Raw genomic sequence first — 18,730 nt, forward strand, 5'->3', positions numbered from 1 at the left:
GGTGGCGCCAGTCGCCGCATGTGGGGGCATGCCGTGGTGAGAAGGGCTCCCTGCTATACCGCAGGCGTTAACAAGGGGCCCTTCCTTACACCCTCAGCACACCTCAGCGCACCTCAGCGACGTTCGTCGCGGTCGCGGCGTACGGTGGCCTTGCGGCCCTTGATGGTGCTGCCGCGCAGCCCGGCGATCACCTCGTCGGCCACCCCGTTGGGCACCTCGACCAGGGAGAACCGGTCGGCGATCTCGATCGAGCCGATGTCCCGGCCCCGGATGCCGGTCTCCCCGGTGATCGCCCCGACCAGGTCCTGCGGGCGGACCCCGGCGCGCCGGCCCAGCCCGATGAAGACCTGGGTGGTGCCGCCGGTGCGGGGCCGTGCCGGCCGGCGGTCACCCCGAGCGTCCTGGCCGGGCCGGGCGTCCCGGGTCGGACGGACCGCCACCTGCGGGATCTCCTCCTCGGCCTCGTCGGAGCCGGGCAGGGTCGCCTCGTGGGACAGCTTCACCGCGGCGAGCGCCACCTCCATCAGGTCGAACTCGTCGCTGAGCGTCTCCACGATGACCCGGAACGGCTCCAGGTCGTCCTCCAGCAGGCTCTCCCGCAGCGCGGCCTGGGTCAGTTCCAGCCGACGGGTACGCAGGTCGGCGACGGTGGGGATCTTGTCGATCGTGATGCGCTGGCCGGTGACCCGCTCGATGGTCTTGAGCATCCGGTGTTCCCGGGGCTCGGCCAGGGTGATCGCCACGCCCTCCCGGCCGGCGCGACCGACCCGGCCGATGCGGTGCACGTACGACTCGGGTGCCGACGGCACGTCGTAGTTGACCACGTGGCTGAGCTGTTCGACGTCGAGTCCCCGGGCGGCGACGTCGGTGGCCACCAACAGGTCGGCGGTGCCGGAGCGCAGCCGGCCCATCACCCGGTCCCGCTGTTCCTGGCTCATCCCGCCGTGCAGGGCCTCGGCCCGGTAGCCGCGCCCGTTCATCGTCTCGGTGAGCCGGTCGACCTCCTCGCGGCTGCGGCAGAAGACGATCGCCGCGGTGGGCGACTCGACGTCCAGCACCCGGCCCAGCGCCGCCGGCTTGTGTGCCCGCGCCACCAGGTACGCGCTCTGGCGTACCCGGGGTGCCGCACCGGCTACCGGCTGCTCGCGGGCGATGAGGATGCGGACCGGGTCGGTCAGGTGGGCCTGGGCCATGCCCTCGATGCGCGCCGGCATGGTCGCCGAGAAGAGGACCGTCTGGCGTTCCGCGGGCGCGTGTTCCAGGATCGCCTCGATGTCCTCGGCGAACCCCATGTCGAGCATCTCGTCGGCCTCGTCGAGGACCACCGTGGCCAGGTTGCCCAGCCGCAGCGTGCCCCGGGCGATGTGGTCCAGGGCCCGGCCGGGGGTGGCCACCACCACGTCCACGCCGAGGTCCAGCGCCCGCAGTTGGCGGCCGATCGGCTGCCCGCCGTAGATCGGCAGCACCCGGGCGCCGAGGTCCTTGCCGTACCGGTGGAACGCCTCGGACACCTGCACGGCGAGTTCCCGGGTGGGCACGAGTACCAACGCCAGGGGTTCGCCGCCGGGCCGGTCGACCGGCATCCGGTGCAGCAGGGGCAGTGCGAACGCGGCCGTCTTGCCCGTACCCGTGGCCGCCTGCCCGAGCAGGTCACGGCCGGTCAGCAGGGTCGGGATCGCCTCCCGCTGGATCGGCGTCGGCTCCTCGTAGCCGAGTGCGGAGAGCGCGGCGAGCAGTTCGGGCCGCAGGCCGAGGTCCGTGAAGGCGGGCGGATCCATGGTCGCGTCGGGCGGTACGGGCGTGGAACTCATGGGTCAAGCCTTTCATCACGCCCACCCGGCCGCTGCGGCGACCACCGGCAACACGCGGTCGGGGCCCGCCTCCGGGTGGCGACGGGCCCCACGGAGGCGGTCGGCTACGCGGTGACCAGCGCCAGGATGATGGTGATCCCGAGGACCGCGTCGATCACGCCGCACCACTGGGCGTAGGCGCGGGGCACCACCTGGCCGGTCCGGTGATGGATCACGTCCCAGCCCGCGTGGGCCAGCCACCCGATCGCGACCAGCCACTGCCCAGCCGTGCCGCCGACGAGCACGGCGAGCAGCGCCAGGCCCGACCAGCCGGCCAGGCCGGCGAGCTGGAGCCGGAGCGCGCCCGGTACGCCCCACTGCCGTCGGACCGTACCGATGATCAGGTATCCGGCCGGCAGGACCAGCAGCGTGTACGCGGCCAGCGGCGCGGGTGAGCTCCAAGTGTCGGCGGTCATCAGCAGCGCCAGACCGGCCGGCCAGCGCTGCGCCACCGCCCGTGCCCACGGGTGTCGCGGCGCGGCGCGGTTCGGGCGGTGCACGGCGTACTCGGCCCGACGCCGCAGCACCGCCGCCACCATCGCCGGCACCATCAGCACGTGCGCGCCCATCAGCAGGGCGTCGCCGTCGAGCCACCCGGCCCGGTACGGCACCAGCAGCACCAGTACGGGCACGTACATGGCCAGGACCATCTCGCCGACGGCCGGGCCGGGATGTCCCCGGTACCACATCCAGACGGCCATGCCGATGCTCATGTCGGTGGCCATCAGCAGCGCCGCGACGCCGGGGGTGGCCGGGGCCAGTCCGAGCAGTCCGCCCAGGGCGGCGCGGGCCGGACCGAGCACGAGCATGCCGGCCACCATGGCCAGCGCCATCTCCAACAGGTGCCGGGCCAGCGGCGTCAGGCGCGAGTGGCGGACCGGCGTCGCCGGTGGCCCCTGGATCGTCGGGGTGGACGGGGTCGGTCCGCCGGGGGTGGCGAGGGCGTCGGTCATGACGTCGATCGTGGCGGCGCGCGGCGGCGGCGACAATCCGCGTTCTGTCCCCGGTCGGCCGGGCACGACGCCCGGTCGGACCGGGCGGAACGGGGGGTACGCCCGTGGGGTAGCGGGTTCTACCCTGACCGGCGTGGTGACGGACGGGACGGTGCCGGGCGGCGAGCGGACGCTGCGCCGGGCCCGGACGGCGACGCGGGTCTCGCTCGCCTCCGGCATGGTGGCCACCCTGTTCCTGCCGGCGATCGGCCCGCTGCGGGAGCCGGACCCGTGGCGGGTGGCCTCCGGCGTACTCGCCATCGTCGCGTTCACGCTGGTCCTGGCGGCGGCGGTGGGCGCGGCGGTGACCACCGGCGGGTCCGCCCGGCAGCGCCGACGGCTGCGGATCGGGTACGCCGCCGTCGCGGTGCTCGGTGTCCCGCTGGCCGCACCGGTCGCCGTCGGCGACTGGCCCACCTGGGCCTGGCTGGGCGCGGCGACGGTCGGCGGGGTGCCGTTGCTGGCGCCGCTGCGGGCGGCCCTTCCGGCCACTGTGCTGGCGATGGTGGTCGCCGGGGCGGTGGCCGGGGTGACCGGCGCGTCGATCGGCCAGGCGCTGCTGGTCGTCGGCACCGCCGGCCCCGGCGTCGCGCTGGTGAACGGCTTCCAGGTGTGGTTCTGGGGGCTGCTGGTGCAGGCGGAGCGGGGACGGGCGGCCCAGGCCCGGCTGGCTGCCGCACACGAGCGGTTGCGCTTCGCGGCGGACGTGCACGACCTGCTCGGGCACCACCTGACCGTGATCGCGCTGAAGGCCGAGCTGGCCGCCCGGCTGGCCGACGCCGACCCGTCGCGGGCCGCCCGGGAGGCGGGCGAGGCGCAGCGGCTGGCCGCCACCGCGCTGACCGAGCTGCGCCGCACGGTGCACGGCTACCGCCGGGTCGACCTCGGCGAGCAGGTGACCGCGGTGGCGCAGGTGCTGCGGTCGTCCGGCGTACGGTGCACGGTCGTGCCGCCCGCCGGTGAGCTGCCGCCGGAGGCGGCCACCCAACTCGCGGCGGTGCTCCGCGAGGCCGGCACCAACGTGCTGCGACACAGCCGGGCCGGCTGGTGCCGGATCGAGATCAGCCAGCGGGAGGACGAGGTGCGGATGACCGTGACGAACGACGGAGCGACCGAAACGGGGACGGGGACGGCGGACCGGCACAGCCACGGCCTGCGTGGGCTGTCCGAGCGGCTCGCCGGTGCCGGTGGGCGGCTGCGCGTCGACCGGGCCGACGGCGTGTTCACCGTCGAGGCGACCGTACCGGCCACCGCATGATCCGGGTCCTGCTCGCCGACGACGAGGAACTGATCCGTACCGCCCTGGCCGCCCTGCTGGAGCTGGAGGCGGACCTGACGGTCGTCGCGCAGGCGGCCGACGGGACGGCGGCGGTCAGCGCCGCTCTCGCCCACCGGCCCGACGTGGCCGTGGTCGACCTGACCATGCCCCGGCAGGACGGCTTCGGAGTCGCCGCCGAGCTGTCCCGGGTGCTGCCGGACTGCGCGGTGGTCATCCTCACCGGGCAGGGCCGCCCGCCGCACCTGGCCCGCGCGCTGTCCGCGGGAGCGCGCGGCTTCCTGCCCAAGGGCGCGCCGGGCGGGGCGCTCGCCGACGTGATCCGCCGGGTGCACGCCGGTGGCCGGTACGTCGACCCGGCGCTGGCGGCCGACGCGCTGACCATTCCGCCGTGTCCGCTGACCCCGCGCGAGCTGGAGACGCTGCGGCTGGCCGAGGACGGCTCGTCGGTCGCGGTGATCGCCCGCCGCGCCCATCTCTCCAGCGGCACCGTCCGCAACTATCTCGCGCTGGCGGTGCAGAAGCTCGGCGTCGAGAGCCGCGCCGAGGCGGTCCGCCTCGCCCGCGAGCACGGCTGGTTGTGATCGACCGGCGGCCGTCGGGTCGAGGTGACCCGACGGCCGCCGGTGGACGTGTGATCAGCGGTCTGGCGGTCCCGATATGTCCTGCCCGTGGAACGTCGGCGTCTCGCCGGAGGTTCGGCTGGTTCGAGCGGCCGAGGGCTGGGCTGTCTCGTCCACCCAGAAGAGCCGCACGGCGAGGTTCGCGTTCCGAGCGACGAAGCCCAGTTGCTGTCCGTTCGCGTTCTGCCAGGTGAACGCGGTCGGATCAGTGACGTAACTCGTGCCGTGGGAGGCGTCGAGCCATGGCTCCCACGTCGATGAGCCAGGCGCCGTCTGCCGCGACCCATGGATGACGCCGTCGGATGCCCGGACGAAGACCCACAGGCGGCCGGTGATGGGGCTGAGCGTCGCGCTGGGGGAGCCGACTGGTGTGATCGATGAATCGCCCACCGTCGTCCACACGCCCGGCCACGTGCCGTCGGTGTTCTGCAGTTGTGCGCGGACCGATCCGTTGCTGTGTCTGGCCGCGACCATCACCCGGCGTCCCGGCAGGACGACCGTGGTGGGTGTGCCGGTGAAGCCAGCCTCGCCGAGGCCGACCCATCCGCTGGTGAGCGTGCCGGCTCGCCAGGTAGTAGACATCACCGCACCGGCCGCTGTGACTGCCAGGATGGTGGCCGCACCGTCTTGGCCGGCGATGACGACAGGGGTGCCGGTGACGCCGGTCAGCCCGCCGAGAGATGTCCAGGGCTGCGGAAAGGTCCCGCTGCTGTCGATCCTGCGGTGCCAGAGGACTCCACTGGCATCGAACGCGAAGAGCACGAGACTGTTGTCAGACAGCCGGGCCAGGGCGGGCTCGGACTTCATTGCTCCGCCCAGCCCGAGCCAGGGCTCCCAGTCCGGCATGGCTACCGCCGTCTGGCGGAGCGTCGCGATGTCGCTGGTGGTGCTATGGGCGAACAGATTGACCCGGTTCTGCGCATCCGCGATGAGGGCTGGGATGCCGGTGTAGGCTTCCACGCCCGGTGCCGCCGACCACCGGATGGAGCCGAGGGAATCCGGCTCGACACGACCGTGCCGTAGCTGACCGATGTTGTCGGCGTAAGCAAATTCCAGGGTGCCGAGTGCGGTCGTCGCGGCCGGTGCCTGTATGACGGCGATCGCGGAATCCGGTTGGATCGGCGTCGACGGGCGGGGCGGGCTGCTGATCGCGCCCTGGCGGCAGGTACTCGTGGTGGTGAAGACGTTGGAGAAGTTCCAGCCAACGCCGATTCGGTTGAACGTGAGTGCCCAGCCTGACGGGTCCTCCCGATACCGGTATTGATATAGGTCTCCGTTGGCCTGGATCCCGAAGACGGTGTCGCCGCCAGCCGAGAAGAGACCCTTGGTGAACGACGCCCAGTTTGCATCGCCGACGAGTTGGTTACGGCTGATCCACCGTTGCGTCGATGGATCGAAGCGGTGGCGGTAGAGGCGACCGTCAGTGGCTCGCGCGTACAGGATGCCCGGCGCGGTGGCGACCAGGAGGTTGTAGCGGTCCCAGCCGGTGTCGAGTACATGACCAGAGATGGTCCAGGTGCTCGATGACTCGCTGTAGCGGTACCAGCGAAGTGCCCCGGTGTTGTCGATGAGGTAGAAGTCACCTGACTCGTCGATCGTAATCTTGTCGCGGTACGCCGTACCCGCGTACGACCTGAAGCTCGAACTGATCAGCTGGCTCTGCGAACCGTTGACCGTCTCCCAGGTTGAGCCCGTCCATCGGTACCGGTGCATCCCGTTCGAGTTGATCCCGTAGACCCGTCCGTCAGGGCCGCCCAGAACCCGTCCGAAATTCTGCCAGCCACCGGAGCCGATGCTGGTGGCGGCGGTCCACGTTCCATTGCTCTGTCCGGGCGTGCTGAACGTCCGACGATCGAGCTTTCCAGCGGTGGTGGTATTGAAGAAGGCGGCCGGCCCGGTGCAACTGAACGAGTCCGCAGCCTGTGCTGGACCGCTTGCGGTGGTGATGGCCAGGCCGTTGGCGGCAATGGCCAACACGATGGTTGCGGAGAGTTTGACGCCTCGGTCAGGCAATTTTCGGAAGCTATCTTCGGTGCGGTTGGACACGGCTTTGAACGCCCTCCTCGAAGATTGAGCGAGTCTTTCCGTCAGCATTTCGCGGCGTCAGCGTATTGGATCGTCGGCTCAATATAGCGTCTCGACGCGGCTCATCATGCCCCACCTCGGGCGGGCTGCCAAGAGCGTTGAGGTCAATGCCTGGCAGCAGAGGCATATGTGATCGAAAATATCTAAACAGGTTTAAATCAGGCAAGCAGCTACTACGAAAAGTAGCGATTGGCAGTGCGGGGGGTCATGACGGGCTGAGTGAAGATCGGTCTTGACAGGTACCCGTGGCGCTGGGACCGTACAGCGGCGCATTGAAGGCGAGCAGCACACGGGGGTGTGGGCGAATGTTCCAATCGCAGGCGTGCATCATTGATGCCGAAAAATGGTGCGAGCGATGAGGGGCCAACGGACGGGTCCGACCTGCTCGGTCTCGTCGCGACCTGCTAGCGCCGCCGGCGTTCGCTGACGTCCGAGGCGTACACCTCGTATTCGACGGCCGTCTCCCGTTGGCTCTTCACAGCCTTCCGAGCGGCTTCCCTTTCGCACAGTTCGGGCCCTTGGCCCACTCCTCCCACCACCCCAGAGGTTGCGATGTCTTTCGGTCTTCGGCGTACCTTCGACCGGTCGGCACAGCCGGTGAAGCGGACGCCCCTGCAACGCGGGGTCGCGGTGCGTCCGCTCGTGGCGGCTGCCCTGGCCGGCGTGTTGGCACTCAACCTCGGCGGCAGCGGAGTGAGTGCCCTGTCGCCGCTACCGACCGGGCATCGCGATGCGGACGGCCGGATCGCGGCCGGGGCGAAACCTGGCCAGGCATGGGGCTCGGCTGTGGGCCGTGCAAACGTCGGCCCCAGGCCGGTCAACCGGGAACTGCCGAAGACGGAGCGCGGGCACTACCCGGTGAACCGCTTGGCGCAGGAGGCCAAGCCACGACGCAACGAGGCCAGGGTGGAGAAGGTGCCGGCCGTCACCACCAAAGGATTCGACGAGGCGACCAGCCGGGAACGACCTGCGGAGCGGAATGAGCGAACGCGGGTATACGACAACGACGACGGCACGCAAACCACCGAATTCTCCGCTGCACCGGTCAACTACCTGCGGCCGGACGGCAGTTGGGCGCCCATCGACAGCGCGCTGATGCGCGCATCGGACGGCTCGGGCTGGCAGAACTCGGCGGACGCGACGCAGGTGTGGCTAGCTGGCCGGTCCGACGCCAGTGAACTGGTCAGGCTGAGATTCGACGGTGGTGCCGAGTTCGGATTCACACTCGACGACGCGGTCGGGGTGGCCGGAGAGGCCGCTGAGGACGCGGTGACCTACCCGGGCGTCCGGCCGGAGGTGGACCTGCGCCTTGAACCGCGCCCCGGCGGGGTCAAAGAGACTCTGGTGCTGCACTCCGCCGCCGCGCCGACGTCATACGTGTTCCCGTTGCGGTTGCGTGACCTGACCGCGAAGCTCGTCGACGGCCAGGTCGTCCTGACGGACCAGGACGGCGTACAGCGGGCCGTCATCCCGCCCGGCTACATGGTCGACGCCGGTGCCGGGTCCCGAGGTCCGGCCACCTCCACCGGCGTGCGCTACGAACTGCTCGACACCGGTGGCCGACCGGCGTTGCGGATGACGCTGGACCGAGCATGGCTGGCCGATCCGGAGCGGGAGTACCCGGTGGAGGTCGATCCCACGGTCGGCCCGCCGGTGACCGGCATCGGCGCGGACAGCAGCATGTACGTCCACGGCAGCAATTCCATCTCGGGCAGCCAGGAACTGCTGGTGGGCCGCGTCAAGCGGAACAGCTCGAGCATCGAGGAGAACGCGGCCGCGTACATCAAGTTCGGTGGGTTGGTCCCCCAACTCCGTGACCACACCATCCACGGCGTCGCCCTCTCGGTGGTCAACTACGACGCGGCCTCCTGCCGGCCTCGCCCGGTCAGCGTCCACCCGGTGACCGAGTCGTGGACCGCAGGCAGCGGCCACTCGTTTCCCGGTCCGTCCGTGGGTGGCTCACTGGCCAGCCGATCCTTCGCGCACGGCCACATCGGCCTGGGGCAGTCTCAGTCAGCCTGCCCAGCGGCCGGAGAGATGTTCGATCTCGGCGTCGCCGGCCGCAACCTCGTTCAGCGCTGGGTCAACGGCCAGCAGGCCAACAACGGTCTCTCGCTGCGGGCCTCGACGACCGACTCGACGGCCTGGAAGCGGTTCGCCGGCACCGGAACCGCCAACCCGCCCAAGCTCTACATCACCCACTCGCCGTACAACGCGGGGTATGCGATCCCCAAGCCGACGCCGGAGCCGGCTGTCCTACGCAACCAGGACGGCAAGGTGAAGGTCACGGTCACGAACCTCGGTGCCGAGAACTGGACGCCAGCGAACTACTACCTCGCCTACCGCGTCTACAACGCGCGCACGGGCGCGGCAGTGACCCAGCAACGGGCCGCCAGCCTGCCAGCCACGCTCAACCGTGGGGCCAAGGTCACCTTGGACGCGACCGTGAAGCGGCTGGAGCCCGGAGCGTACTTCCTGGACTTCACCATGGTCCGCACCGGTGGCGTGGTCTTCACCGACCACCAGGTGCCGCCTGGCCGGATCGTGCTCCAGGTCTTCGACGTGCCGCCCACTCTGCAGGAGACGTACCCGAACAACGGCTACCGGGCGCCGACCCTGACCCCGCTGCTCTGGGCGCGGGCCGTCGACAGCGACGCGCCGCCGGGATCGACCCTGACCTTCAAGTTCGAGGTCTGCGACCGTACCGACGCCGGTGCCGTCACCAACTGCACCGACTCCGGCTACCTCAACCGGCACTCGTGGGCGGTCCCCGCCGGACGGCTGTCCTGGAACAAGTCCTATCTGTGGCGGGCGTACGTCAAGGACACCGCAAGCGAAGTCCGGTCTCAGGACTCCGAACTACTGCCGTCGGTGCCCCAACCCGACCTGCTGTCCCGCATCGCCAATGCGCCGCAGGCGGAACGCGGTCGGGAATTCGACGCCCAGGTCGGTAACTTCACCACCTCGGCGATCGACGCCGCCGTCGCGACGGTCGGGCCGGAGCTCAACCTGCTTCGCACCTACAACAGCCTTGACCCGCGGACGTCCGGCGTGTTCGGCGCGGGCTGGTCCAGTCGGTACGACATGAAGCTGACGCCGGACAACGACGGCTCCGGCAATGTGGTGATCCGCTATCCCGATGGGCAGGAGGTACGTTTCGGTCGTAACCCCGACGGGTCTTACGTGCCGCCCTCGGGCCGGGTCGCCCGGTTGACCGTGAGCGGCACCATCTGGCGACTGCTCGACCGCTCGGGCACGACCTACGAGTTCGTCAACGGCAGACTCACGCTGATCACCGACAAGCGCGGCCGGTCGGTGCGGCTGACCTACGACACGATGACCGGGAAGTTGGCGCGGGCGCAGGTGTCCAACAGCCAGACCAACACCGCCGGTCGCGCCCTGCAGTTCGTCTGGAACGGCAACCGAATCGGCGAAGTCCACACCGACACTGTCAACGGTGCGCCACTCGTCTGGAAGTACACGTACCTCGGAGACCTGCTCACCGAGGTCTGTTCGCCGACGAACGCCTGCACCAGCTACGAGTACGCCGCTGGCTCGCACTACCGCACCGCCGTGCTCGACGCCCGGCCTGACTCGTACTACCGGCTGGGCGAGAGCGAGGGCACCGCAGCGGCCAGCGACGTCGCGATCAACCTCGGCAAGGACGCCGCCACCTACCGGAACGTGACGCTGGCCCAGCCGGGCGTGGTCGAGGGCACCACCAACACGGCGGCGGCCTTCAACGGCACCTCCTCGTACGTCGAGCTGCCGAAGAGTCTGCTGAAGAAGAGCCGGGACGCCAGCGTCGAGCTGTGGTTCAAGATCGGGCTGACGCAGACCGGTGGACCGCTCATCGGTTACCAGGACAAGGCCGTCGGCACTGCCGCCACCAGCGGTGTCCCGATCCTCTACACGGGTACCGACGGTCGGCTACGCGGCCAGTTCGCCGGCGGCACGGTCGCGCCCATCACCACCGCGACGGCAGTCAACGACAACCGGTGGCACCACGTCGTGCTCGACGCCATGGGCAACACCCAGACCATGTACCTGGACGGGGTCAAGGTCGGCGAGCGGACCGGGCAGACCATCGAGCACTCGCTGCTCACCTTCAACCAGATCGGCGTGGCCTCGGCGACCGCCCCCGTCTCCTGGCCGGGCTGGGGCAGCACCGCCCAGCGGTACTTCGCCGGCGTGATCGACGAGGTCGCCGTCTACTCGCGCCCGCTCGGCCCGGAGACCGTGGCCGCCCACTTCCGCTACGCCAAGCCCGCCGCGCAGCAGCTCACGAAGGTCACGCTACCCAGCGGCCGCGTTGCCAGCGAGGCCGTCTACGACACCGCGACCGACCGGGTCACGGAGTACACCGACGAGAACGGCGGCACCTGGAAGATCGGACCGCCGACCATCTACGGCGGCGACAACGACCTGCGGCGCAGCATCCAGGTGCTGGACCCGGCCAACCGCCCCTACCTGTACGAGTACGACGCGCTCGCTGGGCGGCTGGTGCGCTCCGGCACCCCGCTGGGCCTGGAGACCCGACCGGAGGACCGGCCGGGGGAGCCGACCACGCCACCCAGCCCGCCACCGACGGAGACCTGCACGCAGCCCGACCCGAACGACCCCGCGTTCTGCACCATCATTCCCGGCAACTCCGGCGGCCCTGTCTTCGTGCTGCACCCGCTCGACGGGATGGCGATCCGCAGCTACTCCTACGACCGGGACGGCTATCAGACCAAGGTCACCAACGAGAACGGCGACTCGGTGGAGATGACCTACGACAGTCAGGGGCGCATGGCGACCCGCAAGACGTGTCGTACCGCCACCGAATGTTTCACCAACTACTACACCTACTCGGCCAGCGTCACCGACCCGCTCGACCCTCGGTTCGACCTTGCCGTCGACTCCCGCGACGGGAGGTCGAGCGGCCCTACCGACACCCAGTACCGCACCAGCCACGAGTTCGGCGTGGACGGGCAGTTGACCCGACAGAGCAATCCGGACGGCAGCGTCGTCCTGCACGTGTACACCACCGGTGCGGAGGCGGCGGTCGGCGGTGGGATCCAACCCGCCGGTCTGCTGCGGAGCAGCACCGACGGTGAACAGAAGGTCACCGCCTACAGCTACTACAGCAACGGTGACCTGGCGCGCGTCACCGAGCCGGGTGGCCTGGTGACCGAGTACACCTATGACGCTCTCGGTCGTCGGCTCACCGAGAAGGTCGTGTCGGACACGTATCCCGCAGGCGTCACCACCGCCTTCACCTACGACCAGCACTCCCGGTTGAAGACGGCGACCGGCCCGGTCACCACCGAGGCGATCTCCGGCGTCCGGCATCAGGGCCGGACCACCAACGACTACGACGCCGACGGCAACGTCACCGCCGTCATCGTCACCGATCTGCTGGGCGGCGATCCCGAGCGGGTCACCACCACCGAGTACGACGAGTACAACCGACCGGTCAAGGTGATCGACGCCGAGGGCAACGAAACCGGCTACGGCTACGACCGTTTCGGTAACCGAACGTCCATGGTCGATGCCAATGGCAACCGCTACGACTGGGCGTACACGGCGCAGAACAAGATCGCCGAGGTACGGCTGCGGGACTGGCGCAGCGACCCCGCCGGTGCGCCCGGCACCGGCGACTACCTGGTGCTGCACGCCTACTCGTACGACTTCGCGGGTCGGTTGGCCAGCGACACCGACGCGATGGGTCGCCGGCTGGAGTACACCTACTACCGCGACGATCTTCTACACAAGATCACCATGAAGGGTTTCCGGAACCCGGACGGCACCAAGCGCGACTACGTCGTCGAGGAGAACACCTACGACGCGGCCGGCAACCTCACTCGGAAGGTCGAGGCCAACGGCACCCGGACCAGCCAGTTCACCTATGACCGGGCCGGCAAGGTGCTCACCAGTGTGCTGGACCCGGCCGGCCTGGCCCGAACCACCACCATGACCTACGACGCCAACGGCAACGTCCGCCGGACCACCCACAGTGGGAAGGCGTCCAACGTGCCGTGGCTCGTGCCCGTGGTCAACGAGACCGTCGACTACACCTACGACAACGACGGCAACCTGCTCACCGAGCGGGTCGTCGCCGGCACCGAGACCCGGAGCACCAGTTACACGTACGACCGCCGTGGCCTGCGGCTCTCCGTCACCGACCCGCGCGGCAACGTCAGCGGTGCCGACCCTGCGGCCTTCACCAGTACCTTCCGCTACGACGAACTCGGCCGCCCGGTCGGCTCGACCGGCCCGGCCGTCGCGGTGGAGAGCAACGGCGCCGCCCCGGCCACAGCCCGCCCCGAGGTCGGAATCAGCTACAACACCTTCGGCGAGCAGATCGCCGTCCGGGATCCCCGGGGGCAGATCTCCCGAACGGAGTACGACAAGCTCGGTCGGTCGAAGCGGGTCGTCGCCCCGTCGTACCTGCCGCCGGGCGTCACCGAACTGATCACGCCGGAGACCCGTAGCACCTACGACGGGTTGGGCAACGTCGTCGAGCGGATCGATCCGAGCGGCACCACCCGTCTCGGCTACGACCAGCTCAACCGCCTGGTCACGCGGGACGAACCGGCGTCGACCAACGCCGACCGGGCGGTCACCCGGTACGCCTACACCCGCACCGGAGAGGTGCTGTCGGTCACCGACCCGACCGGCGCCGTCGTCGAGTCCACCTACGACGACCTGGACCGCCAAATCACCCTGACCCGGGTGGAGCGCCATCCGGTCACCCAGAACCTCGTCACCCGGATGGTCTACGACGACAACGGCAATCTGACCTCGATCGTGTCACCGTCGGGCGCCACGACGGTCAACGCCTACGACACGGTCGGAGACGTCATCCGCAGCACCGCGCCGACCGGCGAGGCGACCCTCTTCGGCTACGACCACGCCGGGCGGCAGGTCCGTGCCTCCGATGCGCTGGGCCGGACCACCCGCATCGGGTACGACCTGTTCGGCAACCGCGTCAGCGACGCCAACCTCACTTCCGACGGCACGATTCTGCGCAGCCAGACGTACGAGTACGACGCGGCCGGCAACCTGACCTCGTCGAAGGACCCGTACGACACGGTCACTCGGTACGAGTACGACGCGGCGAGTCGACTGGTGCGGCAGATCGAGCCCGTGTCCGCCGGAAAGTCGATCACCACCAGCTTCGGCTACGACGTCGCCGGCAACCGGACCCGGTACACGGACGGCCGTGGCAACTCCACCGTCTACACGTACAACAGCCTCGGCCTGCCGGAGTCGGCGATCGAGCCGGCGACCACCGCCCACCCGGCGGCGGCCGATCGCACCTGGACCGTCGGCTACGACGCCGAGGGCCGCGCGGTGCGGCTCAGCGCACCGGGCGGCGTCAGCCGCCAACGGACCTACGACGCGGCGGGACGGCTCACGGAGGAGACCGGCTCCGGCGGCGAGACCTCCACTGCGGCCCGCAGCCTGAGGTACGACCGAGCGGGCCGCCTCGTCAGTGTGAACGCGCCGAACGGCACCAACACCTACACCTGGAACGACCGGGGGGCCCTGCTCGCAAGCGCCGGTCCCTCCGGTGCCGCCAGTTTCGGCTACGACCTCGACGGTCAGATGACCACCCGGACCGACGTCACCGGCACCGCCACCTTCGGCTACGTGAAGGGCCGGCTCGACTCGCTCACCGACTCGGTCACCGGACAGCGCCAGCAAATCGGCTACGACGCCACCGGCGCGGTGAAGACCGTCGACTACGGTGCCGGACGGGTCCGCAGCTTCGGATACGACGACTTCGGTCGCCTCACGACTGACACCCTGCGCAACGGAACCGGGTCGGTGGTCGCCCAGATCACGTACGGATTCGACCTCAACGGGCATCTGACCAGCAAGAACAACACCGGGACGGCGGGTGCCGGCAACAACACGTACACATACGACAGGGCCGGCCGCCTCAGTTCCTGGAGCGGCCCGGCGGGCCGGGTCGACTACGAATGGGATGACAGCGGCAACCGGATCCGCGCCGGCACCAAGACCGCCACCTTCGACGAGCGCAACCGGCTGCTGTCCGACGGCGACTACACCTATGCCTACACCGCCCGTGGCACACTGCGCAGCCGCACCAGTTCCGGCCTGACCGAGCCGTACTCCTTCGACGCCTTCGACCGGCTCACCGTCGCGGAGGACCAGAACTACGCCTACGACGGCCTGGACCGGGTGGTGTCCCGCAACGGGATGGCCTTCACCTACGCCGGACTCGACGACAATGTGGTCGCCGACGGGGTGGAGTACTTCGCCCGTGGACCGGCCGGCGAGCTGATCGCTACGAGTCGGGGCAGCACCGAGCGGCTCTCGCTGACCGACGCGCACGGCGATGTGGTCGCCGCCTTCGATCCGGCCAACACCACCCTCACGTCACTGAACGACTCGACCGCGTACGACCCGTTCGGCAAGAAGATCGACAGTGCCGGAAACACCGGCAACCTGGGTTTCCAGGGGGACTGGACGGATCCGGACACCGGTCAGGTCGACATGGGTGCCCGCTGGTACAACCCCGGCACCGGCACCTTCACCTCACGGGACAGCGTCAACTACAGCGGCGGCGAGTCGATCCTGGCCAACCGGTACACCTACGCCGCCGGCGCGCCGCTCGACTTCGACGACCCAGACGGCCACTGGCCACGGTGGATGAAGCGAGTCGGCCGTGCCGTGACCAACACGGTCTCGACCGTCAGTAGTGCCGTGAGCAACTTCGCCTACAGCGCGTACCAGGGCGTGCGCAGCGCCGCCACCGCAGTCTGGAACTTCGGTCGGTCCGCGCTGAAAGCGATCGGCAACGGCATCAGCTGGGTCGCCAACAAGGTCGCCAGCGGTGTACAAACCGTGGTGCGCAAGGTCAGCGAGGGCGTCAGCGCCATCCGCAACGGCAACTTCAAGGACTGGGCACGACAACAAGCCCAGGCCGTAGCCCAACGAATACACCAGGCCAAGGTCGCGGTCATGAACACCGCCAAGGCCGCGGTCAGGCAGGCCATCAAGTTCACCAAGCTACCGGTGGTCAAGGCGTTGACCAAGCCGCTGATCGCGGCAGCGAAGCTGGTCTCGGCCGGCGTCAAGGTGGCGGCGAGCGTCGTCGCGGTCACCGCACAGGCGATCAAGGACCCGGAGAAGTTCCGGCAGAACCTCATGCTCGCCGCGGCGGAGAAACTCGCACCCCTGGTCGAGGGCGCCAGCGAGATGTGGGACAGGGCGACTCAGTTCGTCGAGGACCACGCCGCCGAGATCGCCGGCTTCGCCGTCGGCGCGGTCGTCGGCCTGGGCTGCGGCGCGGCGATCGGCTGGACCGGTGTCGGCGCGGTGGCCTGCGGGGCCCTGGCCGGGGCAGTCGGCTCGGCGGTCACCGGTTACATGAACGGCAAGCGCGGCCTCGACCTGGTCGGGACCGCTGCCCTGGGCGCCTTGACCGGTGCGGTCGGTGGTGCGCTGGGTTCCGTCGCGGGCCAAGCGCTCGGCGCAGGCGTACGCGCCCTCGGCGGCGGACTTAGGGCTGCGGGTGGCAAGGCCGTCAGCGCGGGCATGGCGGAGGCTCGCAGCATCGGTCGCGGTCTCGTCGGCAAGAGCTGCCTGAGCCGGAACAGCTTCACCCCGGAGACCCGGGTGCTGATGGCCGACGGCAGCCGCAAGCGAATCGACGAGGTCAGGGTCGGCGACGAGGTGGTCGCCACCGACCCGACGACCGGCCGGACCGCGATCCGACCGGTCACCGCCCTGATCGTCGGATCGGGCAGCAAGAACCTGGTCGAGATCACCGTGGACACCGACGGTGACAAGGGCGACCAGACCGGCAAGCTCACGGCCACCGACGAACACCCGTTCTGGGTGGCGAGCGAGGGCCGCTGGGTCGACGCGAAGGATCTCCGGCCCGGCTACGTCTTCGAGACCGCCGACCACCGTCCTGCCTCCGTGGTGGCCGTCCGGAAGTGGGCCGAGCAACAACAGGTCCACAACCTCACCGTCGACGAAATCCACACGTACTATGTGGTGGCCGGTGACACGCCGGTACTCGTACACAACTGCGGAACAGCGCGGTTCCACTGGGATCCAGACAAGGGACACGCTTATCTTGAGGTAAATTCAGGTGGCAAAAGCATCACAACGCACGCTGTGCCAATGGACGCCCCGGATCCGTTTGGAGGTTCGTCGAACCTCAACACTCCACGGGTTGGCGGTAACCCGGGACCAAATTCATTCACTCGCGAGTTTGAGCTCTCAAATCCGCAGGGAGCATTCGACTTCATCGATGCGCAAGTGAACACGGCAGGTAACTGGCACCTCCGCGACTATAACTCGTTTTCGAATAGCTGCATCACTTATTGTGCCGACGTTCTTCGGGCTGGCGGCCGAACTGAATTCGAGCCAGGCAAGGCTGGGACCGATCTCCTGAAGAGTATGATTCCGCCAGAGCTCTACCCGAGAAGGTGACCATGGAATCTCCTGGGCCTTACGGTCTGTTCGTTGAGGTGCTGTTGCACCGCGGTGCGCGCGGCCGTCTTGCGGCAATGGTGGGCGAGATGATTGCGGTGCATGCAGAGGTGAATCATTTGCTTGGACGCACAAAGGACGCGATCGGTCGGTCTGATTGGGTCCGGTGCAGCGGTGACTATGCGTGCTCCTATGGGCTTTTCGAGTCCACCTGGAAACGTTACGCTGCGCTGGTCGAACGTGAGCTCGAAATTGATAGAACTGCAGGGCGTGAACTGGGTGAGGCGTTTGACAAGGCGCTGAACGGAGCAAGGGCTTCGTTGACTGCAATTCGAGAACAGGCTTCAGAAATCGGAATCACTAGTTGGGAGTGATTGTGAGAGTGGGGCATTGTTGGCGCCCAGGGCATCGTCTGGGGTGTTGGGTAACGGTGCCTGTCGGCCTTCCCCTGTAGTGCTCTCTGGGCGGCAATCTAATCCTTAGATGTGATGTTGGGCAATCGTGTATTGACTTTAGGGATGTGTGTGTCTGCCTCTTCGCTGTCAGGCGCATCGACAGCATGGGGAATGGATGTCCGTCTCTCCGCGTGTCGAGGGTGCTACACCTGTCGCAATAAGGGGCTGGCCTAGTTGTGATCACTGAAAATGTGATCCCAAGCGATTAAATTAATCGGCGGATGTCGATATTTTGCCTGTGGCTTGGCGTGGAATGATTGAGGCTGTGTTGAGTTCCAATTTTCTTTCGAAGGTGGATTATGAGGAAAGTGCGGCGGCGGCGGTTGGCGGCTCTGTCGGTTGCCGTGTCGTTGGTATTGGGGTCGATCGTCGTCATTCCGGCGAGGTCGGCGGGAGCCGACGCAGCCGGAAGGGGCGGGGATTTCGTTCCGGTCAATACCGTTCTGTTGGACACCCGCAGCGGTGTAGGTGGAGTGACCGGCGCGCGGGGCGCGACGTCCACGACCACTTTCACTGCGCTCGGTGTGGGCGGGGTGCCGACGAGCGGGGTGCGCGCTCTCCTCGTCGACATCACGGCTGTCAGCCCCACGGGGAACACCTACCTGACGGTCTTCCCGAACGGTGCGACCCGGCCGATCGTGGCCTCGCTCAACGCGTCCAAGGATGAGGTGTTGACCAACTCGGTCGTCGTCTCCCCCGGCAGCGAGGGCAAGCTCAGCCTCTACAACCACAGCGGCAGTACGCACGTCAAGCTCGACGTGCAGGGCTACTTCACCAGTGTCACGACCACTGCGGGCGGGGGCTTTGTGCCGATCGGACCTGTCCAGGTCGTCGATACCCGTAGCGGCCTCGGCACCACGACCGGCCCGATCGGTGCCAGTGGTGGTACCCGTACGGTCACGTTGACCGGTGGTGTCATTTCCGCCGGGGCTTCGGCGGCGATGATCGACGTGGGGGTACGGGTGCGACCACGACGAGCTTCGTGACCATT

At 68.8% G+C, this 18,730-nt stretch carries 8 protein-coding genes; 5 read left to right on the plus strand and 3 right to left on the minus strand.

The genetic code is table 11. From position 1 onward, the window contains the following. Positions 1 to 113: 113 nt before the first annotated feature. Entirely contained in the window at positions 114 to 1,811 is a 1,698-nt protein-coding gene (locus ABT008_RS17575) for a DEAD/DEAH box helicase (RefSeq protein ID WP_350697270.1), read from the minus strand. Between the two features lie 104 nt (positions 1,812 to 1,915). Continuing rightward, complete coding sequence (locus ABT008_RS17580) at positions 1,916 to 2,803, minus strand: hypothetical protein (protein WP_350697271.1); 888 nt, start codon at positions 2,801 to 2,803, stop codon at positions 1,916 to 1,918. A 133-nt stretch (positions 2,804 to 2,936) separates the two neighbouring features. Here ABT008_RS17580 and ABT008_RS17585 point away from each other — a divergent pair, with 133 nt between their 5' ends. After that, positions 2,937 to 4,100 carry a sensor histidine kinase gene (locus ABT008_RS17585; protein ID WP_350697272.1) on the plus strand — a complete coding sequence of 388 codons (1,164 nt, stop codon included), beginning with the start codon at positions 2,937 to 2,939 and terminating at the stop codon, positions 4,098 to 4,100. Further along, entirely contained in the window at positions 4,097 to 4,702 is a 606-nt protein-coding gene (locus ABT008_RS17590) for a response regulator (protein ID WP_350697273.1), read from the plus strand. Before ABT008_RS17585 ends, ABT008_RS17590 begins: the two co-directional genes overlap by 4 nt. A gap of 54 nt (positions 4,703 to 4,756) precedes the next feature. Here the strand turns inward: ABT008_RS17590 and ABT008_RS17595 are convergent, their stop codons facing one another. Continuing rightward, positions 4,757 to 6,787 (minus strand): tachylectin-related carbohydrate-binding protein, encoded by a 2,031-nt coding sequence (locus tag ABT008_RS17595; protein WP_350697274.1) that lies wholly within the window; start codon positions 6,785 to 6,787, stop codon positions 4,757 to 4,759. Between the two features lie 591 nt (positions 6,788 to 7,378). Between ABT008_RS17595 and ABT008_RS17600 the strand changes: the two genes are divergently transcribed. The 3 genes from ABT008_RS17600 to ABT008_RS17610 all read left to right on the plus strand — a co-directional run bounded on the left by ABT008_RS17600 (position 7,379) and on the right by ABT008_RS17610 (position 18,725). Further along, positions 7,379 to 17,284: a LamG-like jellyroll fold domain-containing protein gene (locus tag ABT008_RS17600; RefSeq protein WP_350697275.1), complete on the plus strand. Its 9,906-nt coding sequence runs from the start codon at positions 7,379 to 7,381 to the stop codon at positions 17,282 to 17,284. A 2-nt stretch (positions 17,285 to 17,286) separates the two neighbouring features. Then, positions 17,287 to 17,658, plus strand: a complete 372-nt coding sequence (locus tag ABT008_RS17605; protein WP_350697276.1) for a hypothetical protein — start codon at positions 17,287 to 17,289, stop codon at positions 17,656 to 17,658. Positions 17,659 to 18,038: 380 nt separating this feature from the next. After that, positions 18,039 to 18,725 carry a hypothetical protein gene (locus ABT008_RS17610; RefSeq protein WP_350697277.1) on the plus strand — a complete coding sequence of 229 codons (687 nt, stop codon included), beginning with the start codon at positions 18,039 to 18,041 and terminating at the stop codon, positions 18,723 to 18,725. Positions 18,726 to 18,730 lie beyond the last annotated feature (5 nt).

It is taken from the genome of Micromonospora sp. NPDC002389 (genome assembly GCF_040296095.1).
GTDB lineage: Bacteria > Actinomycetota > Actinomycetes > Mycobacteriales > Micromonosporaceae > Micromonospora.

Bases quoted from the DNA above. Each gene is read 5' to 3' on its own strand.
- ABT008_RS17600 (WP_350697275.1), top strand. From the start codon at position 7,379: ATGTCTTTCGGTCTTCGGCGTACCTTCGACCGGTCGGCACAGCCGGTG.
- ABT008_RS17610 (WP_350697277.1), top strand. From the start codon at position 18,039: ATGAGGAAAGTGCGGCGGCGGCGGTTGGCGGCTCTGTCGGTTGCCGTG.
- ABT008_RS17580 (WP_350697271.1), bottom strand. From the start codon at position 2,803: ATGACCGACGCCCTCGCCACCCCCGGCGGACCGACCCCGTCCACCCCG.
- ABT008_RS17575 (WP_350697270.1), bottom strand. From the start codon at position 1,811: ATGAGTTCCACGCCCGTACCGCCCGACGCGACCATGGATCCGCCCGCC.
- ABT008_RS17605 (WP_350697276.1), top strand. From the start codon at position 17,287: ATGGAATCTCCTGGGCCTTACGGTCTGTTCGTTGAGGTGCTGTTGCAC.
- ABT008_RS17590 (WP_350697273.1), top strand. From the start codon at position 4,097: ATGATCCGGGTCCTGCTCGCCGACGACGAGGAACTGATCCGTACCGCC.